Origin of the sequence: Euzebya pacifica (assembly GCF_003344865.1) — a bacterium.
Taxonomy (GTDB): domain Bacteria; phylum Actinomycetota; class Nitriliruptoria; order Euzebyales; family Euzebyaceae; genus Euzebya; species Euzebya pacifica.
In genome coordinates, this window is the sequence record NZ_CP031166.1 from 19,105 (window position 1) to 38,051 (window position 18,947).

16 protein-coding genes are annotated in these 18,947 nt (G+C 70.2%); 10 read left to right on the forward strand and 6 right to left on the reverse strand.

Annotated elements, in window-relative coordinates:
• Nucleotides 1-121: 121 nt before the first annotated feature.
• The 3 genes from DVS28_RS25195 to DVS28_RS25205 all read right to left on the reverse strand — a co-directional run bounded on the left by DVS28_RS25195 (nucleotide 122) and on the right by DVS28_RS25205 (nucleotide 5,716).
• Nucleotides 122-1,084 (reverse strand): HNH endonuclease, encoded by a 963-nt coding sequence (locus tag DVS28_RS25195; RefSeq protein ID WP_245973667.1) that lies wholly within the window; start codon nucleotides 1,082-1,084, stop codon nucleotides 122-124.
• Between the two features lie 67 nt (nucleotides 1,085-1,151).
• Nucleotides 1,152-3,692 carry an EAL domain-containing protein gene (locus tag DVS28_RS25200; protein WP_114594417.1) on the reverse strand — a complete coding sequence of 847 codons (2,541 nt, stop codon included), beginning with the start codon at nucleotides 3,690-3,692 and terminating at the stop codon, nucleotides 1,152-1,154.
• Nucleotides 3,689-5,716, reverse strand: a complete 2,028-nt coding sequence (locus DVS28_RS25205; RefSeq protein ID WP_114594418.1) for a putative bifunctional diguanylate cyclase/phosphodiesterase — start codon at nucleotides 5,714-5,716, stop codon at nucleotides 3,689-3,691. The genes DVS28_RS25200 and DVS28_RS25205 overlap by 4 nt, the downstream gene beginning before the upstream one ends.
• A gap of 435 nt (nucleotides 5,717-6,151) precedes the next feature.
• On the opposite strand from DVS28_RS25205, the gene DVS28_RS25210 reads away from it, so the two are divergent.
• Entirely contained in the window at nucleotides 6,152-8,293 is a 2,142-nt protein-coding gene (locus tag DVS28_RS25210) for a putative bifunctional diguanylate cyclase/phosphodiesterase (RefSeq protein ID WP_114594419.1), read from the forward strand.
• A 28-nt stretch (nucleotides 8,294-8,321) separates the two neighbouring features.
• A complete protein-coding gene (locus tag DVS28_RS25215; RefSeq protein WP_216826637.1) occupies nucleotides 8,322-9,221 on the forward strand; it encodes a helix-turn-helix domain-containing protein in 900 nt (299 codons plus the stop codon).
• Nucleotides 9,222-9,370: 149 nt separating this feature from the next.
• Here DVS28_RS25215 and DVS28_RS25220 read toward each other — a convergent pair whose 3' ends face one another.
• On the reverse strand, nucleotides 9,371-10,522 hold the full coding sequence (locus DVS28_RS25220; RefSeq protein WP_114594421.1) for a competence protein CoiA: 1,152 nt from the start codon (nucleotides 10,520-10,522) through the stop codon (nucleotides 9,371-9,373).
• Nucleotides 10,523-10,913: 391 nt separating this feature from the next.
• Here DVS28_RS25220 and DVS28_RS25225 point away from each other — a divergent pair, with 391 nt between their 5' ends.
• From DVS28_RS25225 to DVS28_RS25240, 4 genes are all read left to right on the forward strand, one after another.
• Nucleotides 10,914-11,327 (forward strand): hypothetical protein, encoded by a 414-nt coding sequence (locus tag DVS28_RS25225; RefSeq protein WP_114594422.1) that lies wholly within the window; start codon nucleotides 10,914-10,916, stop codon nucleotides 11,325-11,327.
• Nucleotides 11,328-11,485: 158 nt separating this feature from the next.
• Entirely contained in the window at nucleotides 11,486-12,370 is an 885-nt protein-coding gene (locus tag DVS28_RS25230; RefSeq protein ID WP_114594423.1) for a GIY-YIG nuclease family protein, read from the forward strand.
• A 160-nt stretch (nucleotides 12,371-12,530) separates the two neighbouring features.
• Nucleotides 12,531-13,004 (forward strand): hypothetical protein, encoded by a 474-nt coding sequence (locus tag DVS28_RS25235; RefSeq protein ID WP_114594424.1) that lies wholly within the window; start codon nucleotides 12,531-12,533, stop codon nucleotides 13,002-13,004.
• Nucleotides 13,001-13,924 carry a hypothetical protein gene (locus DVS28_RS25240; protein WP_114594425.1) on the forward strand — a complete coding sequence of 308 codons (924 nt, stop codon included), beginning with the start codon at nucleotides 13,001-13,003 and terminating at the stop codon, nucleotides 13,922-13,924. The genes DVS28_RS25235 and DVS28_RS25240 overlap by 4 nt, the downstream gene beginning before the upstream one ends.
• A 127-nt stretch (nucleotides 13,925-14,051) precedes the next feature.
• Here DVS28_RS25240 and DVS28_RS25245 read toward each other — a convergent pair whose 3' ends face one another.
• Nucleotides 14,052-15,158, reverse strand: a complete 1,107-nt coding sequence (locus tag DVS28_RS25245) for an SMI1/KNR4 family protein (protein WP_114594426.1) — start codon at nucleotides 15,156-15,158, stop codon at nucleotides 14,052-14,054.
• Between the two features lie 287 nt (nucleotides 15,159-15,445).
• Here DVS28_RS25245 and DVS28_RS25250 point away from each other — a divergent pair, with 287 nt between their 5' ends.
• The 4 genes from DVS28_RS25250 to DVS28_RS25260 all read left to right on the forward strand — a co-directional run bounded on the left by DVS28_RS25250 (nucleotide 15,446) and on the right by DVS28_RS25260 (nucleotide 17,881).
• On the forward strand, nucleotides 15,446-15,676 hold the full coding sequence (locus tag DVS28_RS25250; RefSeq protein ID WP_114594427.1) for a prepilin peptidase: 231 nt from the start codon (nucleotides 15,446-15,448) through the stop codon (nucleotides 15,674-15,676).
• A 321-nt stretch (nucleotides 15,677-15,997) separates the two neighbouring features.
• On the forward strand, nucleotides 15,998-16,741 hold the full coding sequence (locus tag DVS28_RS25255; protein ID WP_114594428.1) for a hypothetical protein: 744 nt from the start codon (nucleotides 15,998-16,000) through the stop codon (nucleotides 16,739-16,741).
• 36 nt (nucleotides 16,742-16,777) lie between these two features.
• A complete protein-coding gene (locus tag DVS28_RS28775) occupies nucleotides 16,778-16,933 on the forward strand; it encodes a hypothetical protein (RefSeq protein WP_164711052.1) in 156 nt (51 codons plus the stop codon).
• A 303-nt stretch (nucleotides 16,934-17,236) separates the two neighbouring features.
• On the forward strand, nucleotides 17,237-17,881 hold the full coding sequence (locus tag DVS28_RS25260) for a GNAT family N-acetyltransferase (protein ID WP_164711053.1): 645 nt from the start codon (nucleotides 17,237-17,239) through the stop codon (nucleotides 17,879-17,881).
• 91 nt (nucleotides 17,882-17,972) lie between these two features.
• Here DVS28_RS25260 and DVS28_RS25265 read toward each other — a convergent pair whose 3' ends face one another.
• Nucleotides 17,973-18,896 (reverse strand): ATP-grasp domain-containing protein, encoded by a 924-nt coding sequence (locus DVS28_RS25265; protein ID WP_164711054.1) that lies wholly within the window; start codon nucleotides 18,894-18,896, stop codon nucleotides 17,973-17,975.
• Nucleotides 18,897-18,947: the final 51 nt, after the last annotated feature.

Consider the following 18,947-nt stretch of genomic DNA (forward strand, 5'->3'; position numbering starts at 1 on the left):
AATTGCCCGTCCCGACCGTCGAGACGGGCTGTCCACCCGCCAGTGATGGTCGACGAAGACCCGCCTGACCGTCACCGCAGCGGCCGCCAAAAGGGGGGCGTCGACACCACCTGATGCGGGGTCAGTCGGGGGAGTGGTTCACCCAGATGTGGGTCCGATGCCAGTCCAGGTAACGCGCCGCCGGGGCGGCCGCCTGGGAGGGGACGATCAGCCGGTCGGCCACGGTGAAGGCCTGACCGGCGGCGGGGTCGCTGGCCGCAGCCGCCGCAAGCCGACCGGCCCGCCGGATCCGCAGGTCCGCATCGATGGTCAGCAGTCCGGTGTCGAACCCGATGTCGTGGGTGGGGCAGGCCGCCACCCCGTTGGCCGGATCGAGCCGTTCCCGGCTGGTGGAGTCCCGCCACGGCTTCACATGGCTGGCGATGGTGAGCCGATGACCCGGCAACGCCGACCCGTCCAACCCACAGAACCCGCAGCGGTTGGCGAACCGGGCAAGGACCTGCCGGGCGTAGCGGGCTTGACCGACCCGCAGATCGGCGATCGCCTGACGGACCGTGCGGCCCTCGACCATTGCAGCTTCGCGTTCGAGGTCCTCCCCCGCGAGCTCGTCGAGCCCGACGAACAACGCCTGCCATCCGCCGTTGGCGTCAGCCAAGCCGAGGAAGTCCGGCAGCACCGTCTCGTCGACCCCCGCCAGGCGTGCGCCCGCCAGGGCAACCAGGTACAGCTCGGCAAACGGGAGGTCGCCGGTCCCGAGTGCGACGTACAGCTCCGCCTCGTGGCTGCCGGCATGCGCACGGGTGCCACGCAAGTTGTGACACTTCATCGCCACCGACGACGACGTCCGCACCACCGCATCGGCGATCATCCGGATCACCTCGTGGTGACCGGACCGATCCGACCCGCCCTGTGTCGAGGGGTCCACGAGGAACATCGCCGCATACGCCAGCAGCACCTCAACCGGCTCGTACAGGCCCTGGTTGCCCTTCGGCCTCGGGGGCTGGCGGCTGCGGATGCGCCGCCACTGGGCCGCCGCCCCATCCACCGTCAACGACTCCAACGCGTCGCGAGTCACCCCAGCCATCAGCGGCAGTCTGCCAGAAGCCCACCAGGAGCTCCTGTGAGAGACGGACCTGCCGGGTGGGAGCCGCTCAGTCGCCGATGGCTGCTTCTGCGGTATCAGGAGCGGTGGCCGGCATCGTTTCGCCGTGGCTGAGGGCCTCAGTGATGAAGGTGTGGGCGTCGGCCGGCTTGCCGAGCCCGTAGCCCTGCAGCTTGTCGGCACCCAAGCGGGTGAGGAGGCGGGCGTCGCGCATGGACTCGACCCCTTCGGCGACGACCCGCATGTCGAGTGCATGGCCGAGGCCGATGAGTGCGTCAAGGACAGCCACGACCCGCGGGGATCCATGGGCACCGATGAGCATCTGCCGGTCGATCTTGAGCTCGTCGATGTCGAACCGGGCAAGGCGGCCGAGCGAGGAGTGCCCCTCGCCGACGTCGTCGATGGCGATGCGGCAACCGAGCTCGTGAAGGGTCTGCAGGGTCTCAGCGGTCGCTTCGGGGTCGACCATCGCCGACTGCTCGGTGATCTCGATGGTCAGCCACGACGGGTCGATGTCGTGGGCTTCGCAGGCACCCGTGACGAGATCGGGAAGGGTGCCGGAGGCCAGGTCGACGGCGGTGACGTTGAGGTTGACGTGCACGGCGGCGTCGTGTTCGTCGCGCCATCGGGCGATGTCGGCACAGACGGCTTGCAGCATGGCGCCCGTGAGGAAGGAATCGAGGCCCATTGAGACGAGCTTGGGCAGCCAGGCACCGGGTGGAAGCGTGCCGTCGGTGGGGTGGTTCCAGCGGGCCAGGGCTTCGGCGCCGACCATGGCTGGTTCGGGCCCCGCAGACATGATCGGCTGGTACCACGGGACGATCTCGCCGTTGCCGAGAGCGTGGCGGAGCTGGTCGGCGAGGCGGAGGTCCTTGGCGGTGCCGAGCGGCATCTTGTCGGTGAAGGACCGGACAGGGCCCGTGCCGTGATCGAGTGCGGTTTCGGCGCGGACGAGGAGATCAGCGACGCCGATCTGGACGCCGCGGTCGGTGCGGGCGGCTGTCCCGACGACAATGGAGACGGGCAGGGGAAGGTCATCGACCCGGTAGGTGCCCGACAGGCTGCGGCCGAGCGTTTCGGCGCTGGGGCCGGTGTCGTCGATGCAGACGGCGAAGCAGTCGCGGGCGACGTGTCCCTGGGGTTGGCCGATGGCCAGCTCGGTGAGGTGCTGGCCGACCTGCCGGATGATGTCGTCCGCGGCGTAGGGCCCGAGGGCCTGCTCGATCTCGCGCAGGTCGGCGATCCGCAGGACGTGGACGGCGCGGGCGGTCGCGATGCCGTGGGTCTGGTCGAGGAACGCGGGACGGGATGGCAGCCCCGAGATGTTGTCGGCGGTCACCGCTTCGGTGTGGCGTGCCAGCTTGTCAGCGGTGATGGCCCAGCCGAGCATCGGCAGGGCCAGGCTCAGCACGGCCACCGGATGGTAGGCCGCGAGGATGCAGACAACGGTGGCGGGGGCAGCAGCAACGACGAGGGCCATCGGGTGCAGTGAGGGCCGCAGCAGCGTGGGCGACCACGGTTCGCCGGTAGCGAACCGGATGAGGTGGTGCACCACGACCGCGGTGACGTAGTCGATGAGGACCGATCCGACGGTGACGGCAGCCCACATGGCGGGGGTCGCCGGGTCGGTTCCTATGGTGGTCAGGATGACCACGGCGACGCCGACCGGTGCGAGGGTGTTGAGGGCAGCGTTGCAGACAGTCTTGAAGACGTGCAGTCGTGCGGGACCGCTGGTGGGGCCGGTGCCGATGGTCCGGTGGACGACCTCACCGATGATCATGGCGGCAAGGACCATCGGGGGGCCGCCGGCGGGGGAGGTGACGGCGGCGAGGACGAAGAAGGCATTGGTCGGGCTCTGCCGGCGTGGGCCAGCGATGGATGCCACGTGGGCGGCCAGGCCGATGGTGGTCAGGGCACCCGCTGTGACGAGCGACCCGGTCGGCATGGTTGAGGTGACCATCAGCAGGGCCAAGGTGCCGGTGACGGTGAGGAGGCCGATGACGCCAATGGCGGTGGTGCCCGGCCGCGACGGCAGCCCGGTGACGGCAACGGCTGCACGGCGGAGACGGGAGCCGCCTTGGGAGGCGGGCTGGCCGGCCCTGCGGATCAGGAGGAACAGCCCAATGACGAGGGCAATGTCGCCGATGGAGAACACGTTGGACAGCGGCCAGCTGGCGGGGGTGGCGAAGATGTCGCCGAGCCACCACAGGGTGGCGTTTTCGGTGACGGCAGAGTTGGAGAATCCGGTCTCGGGGGAGAGCCCTGCCATGTTGGCGGCGGCGGCGGTCGCCGGCATGACGCCGCCGTTGGCGGCGATGACGAGGCCGTTGCTCGCAACTCCCAGAGCGATGACCGGCAGTCCCGTGACGTGCCGGTTGGCCCACGCCCACGTCAGCGCTGCTGCGTAGGACAGCAAGTGCACGAACCGGGCCGGGGTGCCGATGAGCACCTCGATGGCGATCGCCTGGACGAGGAACACCATGATGATGAAGTGGCTGTGGCGGATCGGCAGGCTGGCGGACGCCGACAGGCGTCCGCCGGTGAGCAGTCCTGCGGAGATGGCCAGGGCAGTGGCGACGAGCAGAATCATGGGACGTGGATCTCCTTGACCGCGGCGGTTGCCGGGGGGGTCAACGGCTGGTCCAGGCTGAGGCGCCCGTCGAGCCATGCCAACGTTTCGGGGAAGGACAGGGGTTTGGCGAGGCCGAACCCTTGGGCGCGTTCGATGCCGGCGCCTGCGGCTGCGTGGAGGTGTTCGGCCGTTTCGACACCCTCGACGATGAGGGGCAGCCCGAGCTCACGGCCGAACGCTCCGAGGGTCCGCAGGACCGCACGGCCGTAGTTGCTGTGGGTGGCGTCGGTCAGCAATGACTGGTCGACCTTGAGGGCCGTCAGTTGCATGGTGCGGATGCGGACCATGACTGAGTCGTTGCCGAACCCGTCGAGTGCGACGCCGACACCCGCTTCGGTGAGCCGGGCGACGGTACGGCGGGCATCGTCGGGTTGGAACCCGCTGCTGTCGGTGATTTCCAGGGTCAGCCACTTGCTGGGGAGCTGGTGGTCGTGCAGGGCGGCAAGGACGTCGTCGGCGAAGGTGGGGTCGGCGAGGTTGCGGATGGAGATGTTGACGTGCACGCCGACCCGGTGGCCTCGGTCGTGCATCTGTCTGGTCGCCTTGCAGGCGTTGCGGAGCACCCAGCGGGTCAACGGGGTGAGCAGCGCCGACGCCTCGACCAGCGGGATGAGGACGTTGGGGGCGATGGGGCCGTCGTCGGGGTGGTCCCAGCGGAGGAGGGCTTCCACCGCCAGCACGGCCTGGGTGCGGACATCCAGGATCGGCTGGAAGTGCAGGGCGAGGTTGTCGTTGGCGATCGCGTCGGCAAGGTCACGCAACCGGCGGGTGTCGGCTCCGAGTTCAGCCTCTTCGATGCGGTGACCGGTGCGCTTGGAGGCGTACATGGCGGCGTCTGCAGCCCGGAGCAGCGCCCCGACACCCTCGTCTTCGGTTGTCACCTGGGCGTAGCCCATCGATGCTTCGACCTCGACGGTGACGTCGTTGACGATCAGTTGGACAGGGAAGGCATCCGCGAAGTGCTGCACCTGTGGTCGGGCGTCGGTGGTGGTGTCGGGCAGCAGCACGGCGAACTCGTCACCGCCGAGTCGTGCGACCGTGGCGCCGTGGGGCGCGCGAGCCTGCAACTGTTCGGCGACTCGTTGCAGGACGATGTCGCCCGTGGCGTGCCCGAGGGTGTCGTTGATCGGCTTGAACCCGTCGAGGTCGAGGACGACGACGGTGGGGCGCAGCCCATGCCTGATGCCACGGGCGAGTACCTGTTCGGCGTCGGCGGTGAACCGGTCGCGGTTGGCAAGGCCCGTGAGGGGATCATGGTGGGCACGGTCCTCAGCAGCGGCGAGGTGGCGGCCGGACCGGATCACCGTGCCGGTGAGGACCATGGCGAAGGGGAGCAGCAGCGGGGAGACCGCTGCGGCTCCAACGAGGACTGGGGCCTGCACCAGGAGCAGGCCATCGGTGCCGAACGCGAGGAGAAAGTCGCGTCGCATCGTTGTGACGGCACCATCACCGGTGGCCAGGCCAATGGCGATGTTAAGGGGAATGGCGGCAACGGCATACATGCTGAGCCCGGCGAGGACGATGCCGAGGACTTGTTCGGCGCTGACGTCGAGGCTGGCAACGGCATGTTGCGCGTCGAAGGTCCGGAGCGCGGCGGCGGCAGCAGCAGTGGACAGTGCGGCGGTGGCGGCGTTGAACGCCACCTTGTGACGATCGATGCGACGCGAGAGGTCACCGATGATCGATGCGGCGGCAACGATCGGGACGGCGGCCAACCCACTGAGGGACATGGTCAACGCGAAGGCGTAGGCCAGCGACACGGTGACGAAGCTGGCTTCGCGTCCCCGGATCCACCTGACCGGCTGGATCTCCGCGACGAGCAGCGCCCCCGCGAAGGTGCCGACGGCGATCCAGTTGGGACTCAGCGTCCCGTTGAGCAACTCGGCGCCGCCGATCCCCGTGGCGGCGACGCCGAGGAGGATGACGGCGGCGAGGTAGGCCCGGAGGCCAACGGAGTACGCAGGCGAGTTGCCTGCGGTCATGTCCGCTGGTCGCCTAGCCCCACTTCTGCGGGGCACCGGTGGCAAGGATGACGGCCACCAAGGCGGCAAGGTTCATGAGGGCTTTGCGTGTACGGGGACTCATCGGATTGCTCCTGATCGTGGGTGGACTGCTGCGACGGCAGACAGAGACCGCCACCGCCACCACACAACTATCGGCACGTCCGGAGAGAAACCTTAGAACTAGTTGCGCTGCAACGTCTTCGTGGCCATCAGGGGCCATGCGGACCTACGCATCGGGCCGCCCGACCACCCTGACCGAACGGCGGTCACCCGTCCGGAATCCTTCGCGGGGCCACCGGGGCGGTGGGGTCCACGACGTTGTCGTCGGCTCGTGTCACCCTAAAGGGGCACCCGGCAGATGCCGAGGTACTAGTCACCCGTACGGCTTGCCCACGCCCCGAAGGCCCGTTTCCCTTGTCCACGTCTGCTGCACGGCCAGACACCGATGGACGCAGCGACGCTGCGGTCATCACGCCTGCAGCCGATGCGGACACGACCGCCAGCGACGCTGCGGCGGACGGCCCGGACCACGTGATGCGGTACGTCTGGGCAGTCGTCGCCATGGCAGTGATCGCAGCCGTGGGCGTTCTGGTCCACTCCTCGACGCATGGCCTTTGGGGCAGTGACGATTCCATCCTTGCGCTGGTGCTGGTCGGGGCCATGCTGTGGGTGGAGATTCAGCCGCTGGATCTGTTGAAGAGCCGCGACTCGAGTGTGCACACGCTGTCGGCCGCCTACATCGTGGCACTGCTGCTCGTCGTGCCCGGCTACACCGCGGCCCTGCTCGTTGCGGCAGCGTCCCTTGCTGCGGACCTGCTGAAGACCGACCCGATCAAGTCGGTGTTCAACGCCGCGATGCTGCTGCTCTCCTCGATTGCGGCGCTTGCCGTTTTTCGTGCAGTCGACGCCCAGATGCTTGGTGCAGGTGCCGACGCCGATCCGGTGCTGGTCGTCGGGCTCATCGGGGCGTCGTGGGTGTTCAACATCGTCAACGTCGTCCTGATGTCGGGGCTCCTGGCGATCCTCCAGGAAATGTCGTTCGTGGCGGTGTTCCGCCGTGACGTGTTCGAGACGTGGACCACCGACTGGATGCTGGTGCTGCTCGGCCCCGTCATGGTCGTCATCGGCCGCACCCAGCCGTTGCTGCTGCCCATGGCGATGCTGCTCACCTGGGTGGTTCACCACTCTGCCAAGGTTGCCCTTGCCCGCGAACTCGACGCCATCCAGGACCCCCTGACGGGCCTGCTGAACCGACGGGCTTTCGACGAGCAGGCCGAAGCCATCATCGAGCGGGCCGGCCGGACCAGCGGCCGGGTGGCGCTGTACCTGATCGACCTCAACGACTTCAAGACCATCAACGACACACTCGGCCACCAGATCGGCGACGAGGTCCTGGTCCAGATCGCCAAGCGACTCACCGACGCCACCCCGGAGGGCGGCCTGGTCGCCCGGCTCGGTGGCGACGAGTTCGCCGTGCTGCTGCCATCAGTCGCCGGGCTCGACGCCGCAGGAGACCAAGCCGGAGTATTGGCTGACGCCATGGCCGGTGACCTGCCCGTCACCGATCCGGCCGTGGAGACCGTCACCACAAGCGGATCGGTGGGCGTGGCCGTCACCGGACCGAACTGGCGGACCCTCGGTGAGGCCTTCCGAGCCGCCGACGCCGCCATGTACACCGCCAAGCGGTCCGCAGACCGATGGACCATGGCCGACCCCGACCTTGCCGACCCCACCCACCACCTCGAGTCGCTCCGGGAGGCCATCAACAGCCCGGAGATGTCGTTGGTGTACCAGCCGATGATCGACACCCGAACGGGACTGGTCATGGGGTTCGAGGCGCTAGCCCGCTGGGACAGCCCGTTGCATGGCCCCATCGCACCATCGGAGTTCGTCCGCGACATCGAAGCCGCCGGGTCGCTCGTCGGCCCCTTCACCCGCCGAGTCCTCCACGATGCCCTGTCGGCCCAACCCCAGCTCGAAGCCGAGAACTCCGGCCCCATCATCGTCCATGTCAACGTGTCGCGGCGCAGCCTCACCGACCCAGCGTTCGCCAGCATGGTCCTGCAAGCACTCACACAGCACAACGTCCCGGCTGACCGTCTCGCCATCGAGATCACCGAAACCGCCGCGATCAAGGAAACCGAGGCCAGCGTCCGCGTCCTGGGTGAACTCCGCCACCTCGGCGTCCGGATCGCGCTGGACGACTTCGGGACAGGCAACTCCTCCCTTGCGGTGCTGCAGCACCTGCCACTGACGAGCCTGAAGGTCGACCGACAGTTCGTCTCACGCATCAGCGATGCCAACGGCGAAGCGTTGCTGGCCACCGTCGTGGCCTTCGGACGGCTCCACCAGTTGACGGTGGTGGCCGAAGGCGTTGAGGACCGGGCGATCATCAGCACCCTCGAACGGCTCGGGTTCGACCAGGCACAAGGACACGGCATATGCCGGCCCCAGGACCTCAAGGCATCCGTGGCCTGGCTGTCCGGGCGCGCATCCATCGACCCAACCGGTGCCGTGACCGTCCACGAAATAGATGTCGACCAGCACAACAACTGACCCCCATCCCCACCAAGCCGCATGGGCCATGACCGACGACACACCCCTGGCCGACCGCGACTGGCTGCATCGCGCCTACGTCGTCAAGGGCCACACCCAAGCCGCGATCGCCGAACAGGTTGGCGTGTCCCCACCCACGGTGCGCCGATGGCTCAAGGTCCACGGCATCCCAGTCCGCAAGCACAAGGGCCGCCCAAGGGCCCCAATGCCCGACCCGAAGGTGCTCCAACGGGCGGTCGAGGACGGACGGACCGCAGCCGACATCGCAGCCGAGCACGGCGTGGCCAAGACCACCGTCATCCGCTGGCTGCGTGACTCCGGAGTCCGCAAACCGCGTCCGCGTCCCACCCGCCCCGACAACGAATGGCTCCTGGCAGCCCACCGTGACGGACGCACCGCCGAGGAGCTCGCCGCCGAACTCGGGGCGTCGCTCCACACAACCAACAAGTGGCTGCGCGACGCCGGGGTGGCACCAAGCATCCCGCTGCCCCGCCCGAATGACGACTGGTTGGAAGCCGCAGTCATCGATGACGAACTGACGAACTCCGAGATCGCCCGTCGGCTCGGAGTGTCGGAACGCACCGTCCGTCGCTGGATCGACAACGCCGGCATCCAACGGCCCCAACCACCGTCCCGGCCCGACGCCGACTGGCTCCACCAGCAGCTCGTGCAGGCCGGCCGGACCCGCAAGGACGTCGCCGCCGAACTCGGCGTGCACCCAGTAACCATCAGCGCATGGCTTGACGACGCAGGTGTCGACGCACCAGCAAGGCCCGAGCCGCCCGATCGCGAATGGCTGCACCAGGCCAGGGTCGTGAAGCAGATGACCATCAAGGAGATCGCCGAGGAACTGGGAGCCTCCACCAGTGCGGTCCACCGATGGCTGCACCGGGCCGAGATCCTCAACGGACACCCCGCAGACGGCTAAGCCGGACCCGTAGGCGCGGCCACATCCGGAACGTCAACCCCACACGGACATCCCGCTGGGCCCGACCCACGCCGAGTCCAACCCTGCGCCGGCTGGCACGGGGTTGGACCAGCCAGCTGCGGGGCTGGCCCCTCGACCTGGCTTGGGGTTCAGCTGGCCGGCGGCGCGATGCGCACCGCATGGATCGGTACCGCGTCCACACCCACCGCCGACAGGCGCGCCGCCGACTCGGCGGTGTCGACCACGACCACCGCCGACGCCAGCTTGCGACGCGCACCACCCCGCACCTGCCCGGCGACCGGGTGAACCACGTACAACGGGCCTCCAACGGTCCGTACCACCGTCCCGTGGGCGTACCACCCAGACCGGTCCTCCACCGGATCGCCCGGCCAGCGGAGCCGGTGGCCGGCGGCCTCGAGCAGGTCAAGCAGACGTGCGGTCACGGTCCGTTTCGTCTCGGCATGCGCCAGGATGTTGGCGGCATGGACCTGTCGCCTGGCCGCTGTCACCACGCTCGCCGCCTCCTCGGCCCGCCCCAACGCGTCCGATAGCCGCTGCTGCTCGGGGATCTGGGCGGCTGGAACCCATTGCCATGACGCCCTCGACGGCCATGCCCGGTTGCGGGGCAGCTCCGTCCACACCAGACGGCCCGACAGGATCCCCGCCACGACCCGGTCGAGCGGGAACGGGCCGGCCGTCCGCCACCGGGGGACGGGCAGCTCACGGCCGTCCACACGGACACGGGCCGCCGCGTTCAGAACCACCACCGGTGCGGCCACCGGATGGGGTGCGTCGCCGGCGACCACGAGATGCGGCAGGTCCGGGGCGTCCACGGCCGAGGGGCGGGTGACGACCCACAGGACCGCCGAACCCGCGCGGGCGTGGTCGGCGGTCCGGGCCACCGTGACGTCAGCGGGCTGGTTGGACAGTTGGATCTCCACCGACACGCAGCCGACGTCTCCGGCAGCCGATCCCGGTGGGACTGCGAGGACATCGGCGACACGGCCCCCGACCCGGTGCTCGGGCAGCGCCTCCCATCCGGCTGTGCGAACCGCGGTGGCGCAGGCGGACTTGAGAGCCAGGTGACGGGGCGACTCGTTGGCGCACGGGCAATCTGAGCCCGCCCGGTCGTGTCGGAAGAACCGTGTCGTCTGTCGTTGGACCGCGTGGACGGCGGCGTCGCATCCGGGGCAGGTGAGGGCCGGCCGGGCCCGGCCGCGCCGGTGCAGCAGCCCCCAGCCGCCGTCGTCAACGGCGGTCGCGTCCACACGGGAGCCGTCCAGAACGGCGATCTGACCCATACGCCGCCAGAGTCTGCACCCACGGTGCGACAGGGCCGTCCGGCCGCCCACCAGACCAACCCCCCTGTGGGCTGACGTATCAGCCTGTCGAGATGCGGGCACGAAGGCAGTTGACGTCGTCAACAACGCGGGCAGCCGCGCGTGTGAATGTGTACAGGGCCACGCACACACGTGAAAGGGGACGCGCCGATTGGCCCCAGACGGCCAGCTTGGGGCGGACACCCAAAGCTCGAAGGCATCTGCGACGACTGCGTCGACCTCGTCACCACCGCCGCGACACCCCGACAACGCACACGAGTGGCACCCCCGCTGCTGTCGCGCCGCTGCAAAGCGGAACAGTTGCAGGGAGAGTGGGCCGACCCGGCCCGCCGAGACCCTGATCGGACCCGACATGGACATCCGCTACCGCGACCTGCCCGCCCACACCCGGAACCACCAGCCAGACGGCACGCCCACCCCCGACGCGGTAGCCGACCTGCTCGACCAGATGGCCTCCTCCCTGGCCGACCGCGACGAACCTGGCGTGGTCACCGCCGCCGCCCACGCACTGGCCACACTCGACCTGCTCCACGAGGACGTTGACGCCAACAACCTCTTCGCCGACTACGACGACATCGCCGTCGACGTCCCCGGCCTCCGGCAGCACGCCGAGGCCGGGGAACCGGTCGACACCGTGATCGACGAGCACGAAGACACGATCAAGGTGCTCGCCGACGAGCTCCGCTACCACGAGCACCCCCGGTTCGGGGTGATCGCGGTCACGGTGGTCGATATCTGCACGGACCTGCGCGCCTCCGGGATCTGACACGCCGGCGGCGCACCCGGCGACGCGTGGCGACCAGGCACGACGTCAGGCTGAGGCCTGGCCGCTGCCGACCCCGACACCAGAAGCCAGCCTCCCAGCCCTGCGGATCGCTGCGTCTCGGACTGCGGCCAGACGCGGCCTGCACGACACTGCATCGCATGCCGATCCTGACCCTCGCCCACGTCCTCGACGCCGTCGGCATCCCCGTCACCGACGACCGCACCGCAGTGCTGCTGCGCCACACCGGCGACACCCCCGTGCTCACCGCCGCCCTGCCGACCCTCGCCGCCGAGGACCAGCAGGCCTACGACGCCTTCAACGCCTTCCACATCGAAGGGGAGGCCAACAAGATCGTCGCCCGCACCTGGGCCGTCGCCGGTGTCGCCCACGGCGCCGGCGTGCTCCTCACCGGGCTGTACCGGGTCGGGCCCAGCCGGCCCATCACCGACGCCGAATGGCGCGCCGTGCCCGGCAACGACCGGCTCGCCGCCCTCGGGGCCGAAGGGCCAGCGGACATGGCCGGCCGGCCCACCACATGGATCGAGCTCGCCCGCGACGACCGGCTCGACGAGTGGGCCGGCCGGCTCGCGCTCTCCTGGACCGGACGGCGCGGCTACATCCGGGTGGTCCGCCCTGGGCTGTTCGACATCCAGGCCGTCCACCAGGAGTCCAAGCTGGTGCCGCCGGTCCCTGGGGTGGAAGAACTCGTCGTCGAGCACGCCGGCCTGGCCGCCATGCCCCACTCATGGTGGCAACGCCTCGAGCAGTGGCGCGGCATCTACTACATCCACGACCGAACAACCGGCCGCGGCTACGTCGGCGCCGCCTACGGCGAGCTCAACCTCGCCCAACGATGGCGCCACTACGCCCAGACCGGCCACGGCGGCAACGTCGACCTCACCGGCCTGGACCCCACCGGCTTCGTCTTCTCCATCCTCCAACTCGTTGCCCCCACCGCCGACCCCGCGGACGTGCAGGCCCTCGAAACCTCATGGAAAGCCCGGCTGTCCACCCGCCGACCCCACGGCCTCAACGCCAACTGAACCGCCCAGCAGCCACCACCTGGTTGACACCAACCCCCGCAAGCCGACTTGGACCCCATGCACCCCCGAGACGCAAGGCATCGCATGGGACCAGCACTCACCGCCACGATCAGCCGGCACCACGCCGCCCACCCCCCCACACCCGCCGCAACCCGGACCAATGGCACCCGGAACGCTGGCGATCGCCACCAGCCCCGACCGGGCGCACCGCCGCATCCTCCTCCTCACCACAACCGACACCCGTTCGGCGACGGCCCGCGTCCTGCTGGTCAGCAACCGCACCCAGATGGCCACCGACTTCGACGCGATCATCCCGGCCGGCCGCGCCACCGCCTACGACCTGCTGGTCCAAGGCGAGCTGTACGCCACCATCGGGATCGACCGCCTCATCGGGGTCGTCGGCCGGGTCCCCGCCCAGACCACCGCCGCCATCAGCCGGGCCCTGCGAACCGACGGCGCGTCCCTCCACGGCATGGCGTACGGGCCGCCGCTCGGCGGGCCCGACGACCCCAGGCGGGCGTTCAAGGCCGACGAGCTCGGATCGCTGCTGCGGCTCACATCACCAAGACGGGCAGGCCCCGAGGACACCACCCGGCCGGCGGTGTCACCCTCACCTCGCACACTGCCGGCATGACCCCGCTGCACCTGATCGCCGCCGAACTCCTCACCGACTGCCCCGTCGACCCCGCCGAAGTGGACGTCTTCGACGAAGGCGTGACGGCACCCGCACCGGAAGTCGCCCGCTTCCTGCGCCGCCCCCACCGACGACGGGCGCTCGCGGCCGCCCTCGGACGCGAGCGCATCACCGTCAGCGCCCGCGCCCAGCCGCGCCACCCCCACACCGCCGGCGCCGCATGCGACCGCTGCCAAGCCATCAGCGGCCCGCGCACGGGCGACTGGACGACGCGGCCCTACGACAGCTGCTACGCCTGCGGCGCGACGGGAGCTACGGGGCCGGTCTGGCAGGACCGCCTCCCGGACCGGGACAACGCCGGACGGCTGTGCACCACCTGCATAGAGGACGGGATCGTCCTTCATGACCGCAAGCCGGTCGCCAGGATCGCCTTCGAGCGGGAACACGACCTGCAGAACTGGATGTTCGGCGACCTCGCCCGTGACTTCCACGTCCAGCGGGAGGTCCGGGGGGTCCTGCCCGACGGCGGTGGGGTGGCGGTGGATGCCGTCATCCAGCCCAAGGACCCGACCGGGTGGACCGACACCGCGCCGGCGCTGGCCGTGGAGGCCAAGGCCCTCATCGGCAGGCCCACGGGGCTGAAGGACCCCGTCAAGTGGCTGGCGCAGATGGTCGACTACACCTGGGCCGACTTCGAGGGGTTCGGACGGCTCCCCGTGCTGGCCGCGCCAGGCCCCGTGCTGACCGGCGACCGCGACCACCAGCCGACTCGTCACCTGCTTGGCCGCCTCTGGGTCGGCGAGCTCGTCCCGTTCGTCAACGACGGCTGGACGGTCCTGATGCAGGACCACCGGGTGTGGTCAGAAGCCAAGGGGCCCCGCAAGACCTGGTCGGTGAAGCCCCGCGCAGGATCCCGCTGACCGCGTGCGGGGCTGACATGTCACCCCCGCGACAGCGTCCGTCCCCGAACCCGGCTGACATCAGGAGCTGTTGACGTGAACCAACGACGCCACTACCGGCATCGGTTGCCGTAGACGGTTGACGGTGTCACCCGACGCCGTCAGCGTCACGGACGTGGCGGGCCGACACGACCGTGGCCTCCACGACCTCCGTCCCCAAGGGCATGCCCGCCCCGTCGGCGGGGGCACCGGGCCTCAGCACCAGCTCGACGACGCTGTCACGGGTCGGCCCGGCCGGACCCGTGTCCCTGGGCCACCAGACCAGCCGGTAGGACGGCACGGAACCCGCCGCACCCATGCCGGTGAGCGCCTTGATCTCGGCCGACATGGCAAGAAGGTCGTCGACGGGCAGCGACGCGGCCCCGCCCGAGGACATCAGCTCGGTGAGCTCCTCCAACCGTGCGACGGCGGCGTCCCGCTCCTCCGCCAGCATCCCGGCGAGATGGTCGATGGCGGCCTGCTCGGCCGACACCTCCGGGGCGTCAGGCGCGAAGAGCCGAACGACCGATCCAGCAGCGGTGCCCGCGTGGACCCGCACCCGCGCGTGCACGAGTCCCTCGCCGTCGCCGGCGAGGACCTCAGCGATCGTCGCCGTTGGGGTGTGGCGGGACGCAAGGTCGGCGGGATCCACCCCGTCGGAGAGCAGCCACCGGTCGGGCCAAGCGGTCCGTTCCCACCCGACCTGCTCGTCGAACAACCCGTCGACGTCAAGAGCGACCCAGACGTGGCCGGCGTCGGGCAATGCCACAGCCGGGGCGTCGGCGGTCGCAGCGATCAACCCGGCAGGCCCACCGGCGATCCGATGGATGTCGTCCAGGCCCGGATCCCACACCCACAAGCCGCCGGGATGGCCGTCGGTGGCCAGTTCGAGCACGACGAAGTAGCCCTCGCCACCCACGGGGATCAGGAGGGCAGGCAGGTCCGGGTTGGCGCGGTCGAGCTGGTCGATCACCGCCTGCGGGCCGACCAGTTCGACGTCGCCGGTGACACGCAGGCCGTCGGGGTCGACCAGTTCGAGAAGGCGGCGATAGTCCAGGGGCAGCCGCGCGGGAACGGCGGCGATGCCGGCGACCGCGGCCTCAAGCGCGTCAATGGCGGACCGGTCGCAGCCGCCCGGCATGTCCAGACCCTCCGCGGCGTGCCTGCGGCGGAGCCGGTCAACGGCGTCCTCGACGGTGATCGGTTCGGTGGTCATGCGATGCAGTGTCGCCGGGGCCGTCGACGTAGGCGTCGATGCGACGGTGGGGGAGTAGCGCATCACCAGGGGTCCTCCGAAGAAGTCGGAGCGGGGTGCCCCGTCCTGACCGTGCGGTCGTCACGCCTGGCGGCGCAAGTCCTGCTGCACACCACCGTCGTCACAACTGACGGCCGCCCCCGGCCACCCACCCCACGGGAAGCTGGTCCATGACCAAACCGGCGGCTCGACAAGCACCAAACGGCGGCTCCGGTCCCCGGGGACGGGGCCTTCGACAGTTCAAGCTCATGGCTGACAAGACCACCAAGCCCTCCCGGCAGCGTCGACACGGAGAGGTGACCACCTGCGTCGCGCTCGGCATCCTCGTCGCCGCGATCCTGACCATCCGCGGCACCGACAACGACCCGCGCCTCCTCGTCGGTGCCGCAGCCGTCTTCATCGTGCTGTTCCTCCTCCAGTACGGCCTTGAACTCCGCCACCACCGCAACCAACCTCGGCCGGGTGACCGCCAGCCCTGACCAGCCGGCGGGGTCGGCGACACCCACCCCGATTGCGGCTCAGCGGACCCTTCGTCCCCGCTGGCGCCCCACCTCCCCGCTGACAACACCGCCGCGCGGTGCAAGGTGAGACCATGCCGCCGACACCAGCAGCAGGAGCCCGCACGGGGCTGCCTCACCACCAGCTCGATCCGGCCACCTTGGCACACGTCGGCGACAGCCTGACCGTCCGCCCCATGCGCGGAATGGCCAGCCCATGAACCCCACGCCCGCCAGAGCCCCCAGGCCAGGCCAGGACCCACACACCTGGGGACGCTGGTCCTTGTGGGGCGGCCGGCCGTAATGGCCCGACGCCGCAAAGCCCCCTGGTGGACGGGCCCCTCCCTGCTGTGCGACCTCACCATCGGACTGCTCCGCATCCCCACAGTCCTCGGCTGCGTCCTGCTGGCCTGGCCTCTCAGCCTTGCCGCCGCCCGCCTTGCCATCAGGGCAGCGCAGGCACCCGCAGGCCCCACTGTCCTGCTCCTCGTCGCCACCACCTGCACCGCGGCAGGCATCAAGTACGGACGGCACCGCACCGGGTTCGGTCACCTCGGCACCCTTGAGCACGAAGCCGCCCACGCCATCGTTGCGCTTGCCACCTTCCACCCCATCACCGGAGCCAGCGTCCGCCGTGACAGCGGCCACGTCACCTACGCCTCCGTCACCGGACGCGGCAACTGGCTGATCGGAATCGCCCCCTACATCCTCCCGCTCGTCCCGCTCGCCGCGATCATCGGCACCACCGCCGCCGGGCTCGGCGGCAGCCCACTCGCCGCAGCCGCCGTTGGCGCCGCCGCCGGCTGGCACATCCTCGCCACCCTGGCCGAAACGCGCGGCCATCAGCCCGACCTCCAACGGCTCGGCCGGCCGACATGGGTTCCTGTTGTCCTCGCCGTCAACACCACCCAAGTGCTCCTCACCATCGGCTGGGCCGCCGCCGGCACCACCGGTGCCGCCGACGTCATCACCGACCTCCACCACACATCACGCGCAATCCTTGACCCCGTCGTCGAGCACATCGCCGCCCGGATCGCGACGTCCTGACCCGATGTCGGCACCCCACGTGCAAGGAACCGCACCATGAACACCACCAGCCAACGGATCCGAACCACCACCCGGCGCCTGCGCGACGGCACCCCCGACCAGACCGGCCCCACCACCGGCCACCGGATCGGCTGCTCCTGCTTCGACGGCTCCGCCTACCGGCTCCTGGCCGACGCCGCCGCGCAGCACTGACACGATCGGCGAAGATGGAGCCATGAACCGAGCGAGGGTCCCGCCCGTCCCCTCACCGATGTTCCGGTGCGGCCTTGACGGCCACCCTCTCCTCACCTCCACCTTCGCGCCCGAACCTGGCTGGAAACGCCATCCGTGCCGCAACCGGCCGTCGAGCAACCATCTGCCAGCCCTCCGCAGGGAAGGCGTCACCCACGTCACGCTTGCCCGCTGCTGCACCGCCATCGCCGAGCTGCTTCGCCGCCGCAACCCCGTGCCGCCAGGCCACCCGGGGTGCGGCCCCACCGGGGAATGGCAGAGGGCATGAGCACCTGTCGAGGCACCACCACAACCGGGGCGGCCTGCACGCAGCCGTCGACCACCGGCGACTGCGGACGCCACACCACCGCAACCGTCACCACCGCCGCAGCCGCCCCGACGGGAGCAGCGGTCGCCGCCACCGATCCGTTCGGTGGCACCCCGGCCACCACCGGCAAATGGGGGGAGTTCGCCCCATCGGTCCCCGACCGGCTCAGCGCCAACGACCTCGCCATGGACACCGAGCGCGGTACGACGTTGCTGTGGCGCACCCCTGATGGCGGCATCTACGGCAGGGCCGAGGTCGACGAACCACTCGGGCAAGGGAACAGGATCGACATCCAGTCCCTTGAGGTCCACCCCGACGCGCGTGGACGCGGCATCGCCAAGAAGATGCTCGCCGACATGTGGCACCGGGGCGGCGGCCGACTCCTCGCCTCCACCAACGGTTTCACCCCCGACGGCCACCGGTACCTGTCGCGCTACGTCTACTCCACCCTGCACGAAACCGACGGCATCGAGTCGATGATCCACGACGAGGGCATCGAAACGGGCTCAGGCGAGTACTGGGACCGCTTCGAGGAACTCTCAGATGACCGCGAGGCCGCAATGCGTCACGCCTGCGAGCAGGCGTTCGGCCCCGCGTCCTGACGCCACCGGCCCCGCCCCTCGGCCGGCAAGGGGCCTGCAGAGGCCAGCGCATCTGGGAGGTGGCCCGCGGGGACGCCGGCAGCCGTGGCCATCAACGGGCCACCAGTGGATCCATCGTGCTGGCGATCGCTGCCTCGTGGGCATCCGCAGACCAGGTCCACCGCGACGCGGGGCGGCCGCACGACGCCGCAACAACGCAGTCGACAACCAGCCGCAGGTCGCAGCCATAGGGGTTGGACGCCCACGGCGCGTTGGCCTCAACGACCACCCAACGGCCGCTGGCGAGCAGGCCGACGTCGACCACCAACGCCTCGGGTGACGGGCCCGAGGCCACTGCTGCCTCGGCAAACGCGCGGGCGGCCGAGGTCTCGGTGGGACGGGAGGCCGCGTCCCAACCGGGCTCCCATGACGCCCCGTCGACCAGGTAGGGACTGGACGCCACGGCCCGGCCGTCGAGGACATACACCCGGTGCTCGGCGACCAGGTCCAGCCGGACATCTGACACCTGCACCGACGTCGCAGGGTGCGCGCCGGCGTCGAGGGCCAACCGTGCGGCCACCGCGATGTCGGGGACCCACTGGGCGGCCAGGACGTCGACCTTGGCCAACGACGGCTTCACGAACCCCGGGGTTTGCGCCGGCCAGGCAACCAGCTCCTCGAGCACGCCCGTGCGGATGCGCCGGTCCGTGAGCTCGTGGGGGAGACCCGCCAACCAGGCGTCGTCGACGACATCCAGGCGCAACCCCAGGCCGGCTTGGACCAGACGGGCCGCATGACCGGTCGTCACCCACCAGGCAACCTCACCAGCCGGCGGCTCCGGAAGGAAGACCGCCGACTGTTCCACCACCACGGGGAACCGTCCGTCCGCCCCCGCCCGCATGTCATCGGCCACCCATCGCAGGTGACAGGCAACCATCAACGCCGCAGGCGTCATGGCACCCGCCCTCCGGACCGTGACGAGCCATCGCAGGACGGGACGGGCGTCTGGGTCGGCATCCCAGGCAGTCTGGACCATCCCGCCGACACCGCCATGTACCGGGCCACGGACGACGGCAGGGACCGCGTC

What these genes read in the sequence shown, in the direction of transcription:
- DVS28_RS25205 (WP_114594418.1), bottom strand. Translation starts at nt 5,716, where the DNA reads ATGACCGCAGGCAACTCGCCTGCGTACTCCGTTGGCCTCCGGGCCTAC.
- DVS28_RS25240 (WP_114594425.1), top strand. Translation starts at nt 13,001, where the DNA reads ATGACCCCGCTGCACCTGATCGCCGCCGAACTCCTCACCGACTGCCCC.
- DVS28_RS25215 (WP_216826637.1), top strand. Translation starts at nt 8,322, where the DNA reads ATGACCGACGACACACCCCTGGCCGACCGCGACTGGCTGCATCGCGCC.
- DVS28_RS25235 (WP_114594424.1), top strand. Translation starts at nt 12,531, where the DNA reads ATGGCACCCGGAACGCTGGCGATCGCCACCAGCCCCGACCGGGCGCAC.
- DVS28_RS28775 (WP_164711052.1), top strand. Translation starts at nt 16,778, where the DNA reads ATGAACACCACCAGCCAACGGATCCGAACCACCACCCGGCGCCTGCGC.
- DVS28_RS25200 (WP_114594417.1), bottom strand. Translation starts at nt 3,692, where the DNA reads ATGATTCTGCTCGTCGCCACTGCCCTGGCCATCTCCGCAGGACTGCTC.
- DVS28_RS25255 (WP_114594428.1), top strand. Translation starts at nt 15,998, where the DNA reads ATGGCCCGACGCCGCAAAGCCCCCTGGTGGACGGGCCCCTCCCTGCTG.
- DVS28_RS25250 (WP_114594427.1), top strand. Translation starts at nt 15,446, where the DNA reads ATGGCTGACAAGACCACCAAGCCCTCCCGGCAGCGTCGACACGGAGAG.
- DVS28_RS25225 (WP_114594422.1), top strand. Translation starts at nt 10,914, where the DNA reads ATGGACATCCGCTACCGCGACCTGCCCGCCCACACCCGGAACCACCAG.
- DVS28_RS25230 (WP_114594423.1), top strand. Translation starts at nt 11,486, where the DNA reads ATGCCGATCCTGACCCTCGCCCACGTCCTCGACGCCGTCGGCATCCCC.
- DVS28_RS25220 (WP_114594421.1), bottom strand. Translation starts at nt 10,522, where the DNA reads ATGGGTCAGATCGCCGTTCTGGACGGCTCCCGTGTGGACGCGACCGCC.
- DVS28_RS25260 (WP_164711053.1), top strand. Translation starts at nt 17,237, where the DNA reads ATGAGCACCTGTCGAGGCACCACCACAACCGGGGCGGCCTGCACGCAG.
- DVS28_RS25195 (WP_245973667.1), bottom strand. Translation starts at nt 1,084, where the DNA reads ATGGCTGGGGTGACTCGCGACGCGTTGGAGTCGTTGACGGTGGATGGG.
- DVS28_RS25245 (WP_114594426.1), bottom strand. Translation starts at nt 15,158, where the DNA reads ATGACCACCGAACCGATCACCGTCGAGGACGCCGTTGACCGGCTCCGC.
- DVS28_RS25265 (WP_164711054.1), bottom strand. Translation starts at nt 18,896, where the DNA reads ATGGTCCAGACTGCCTGGGATGCCGACCCAGACGCCCGTCCCGTCCTG.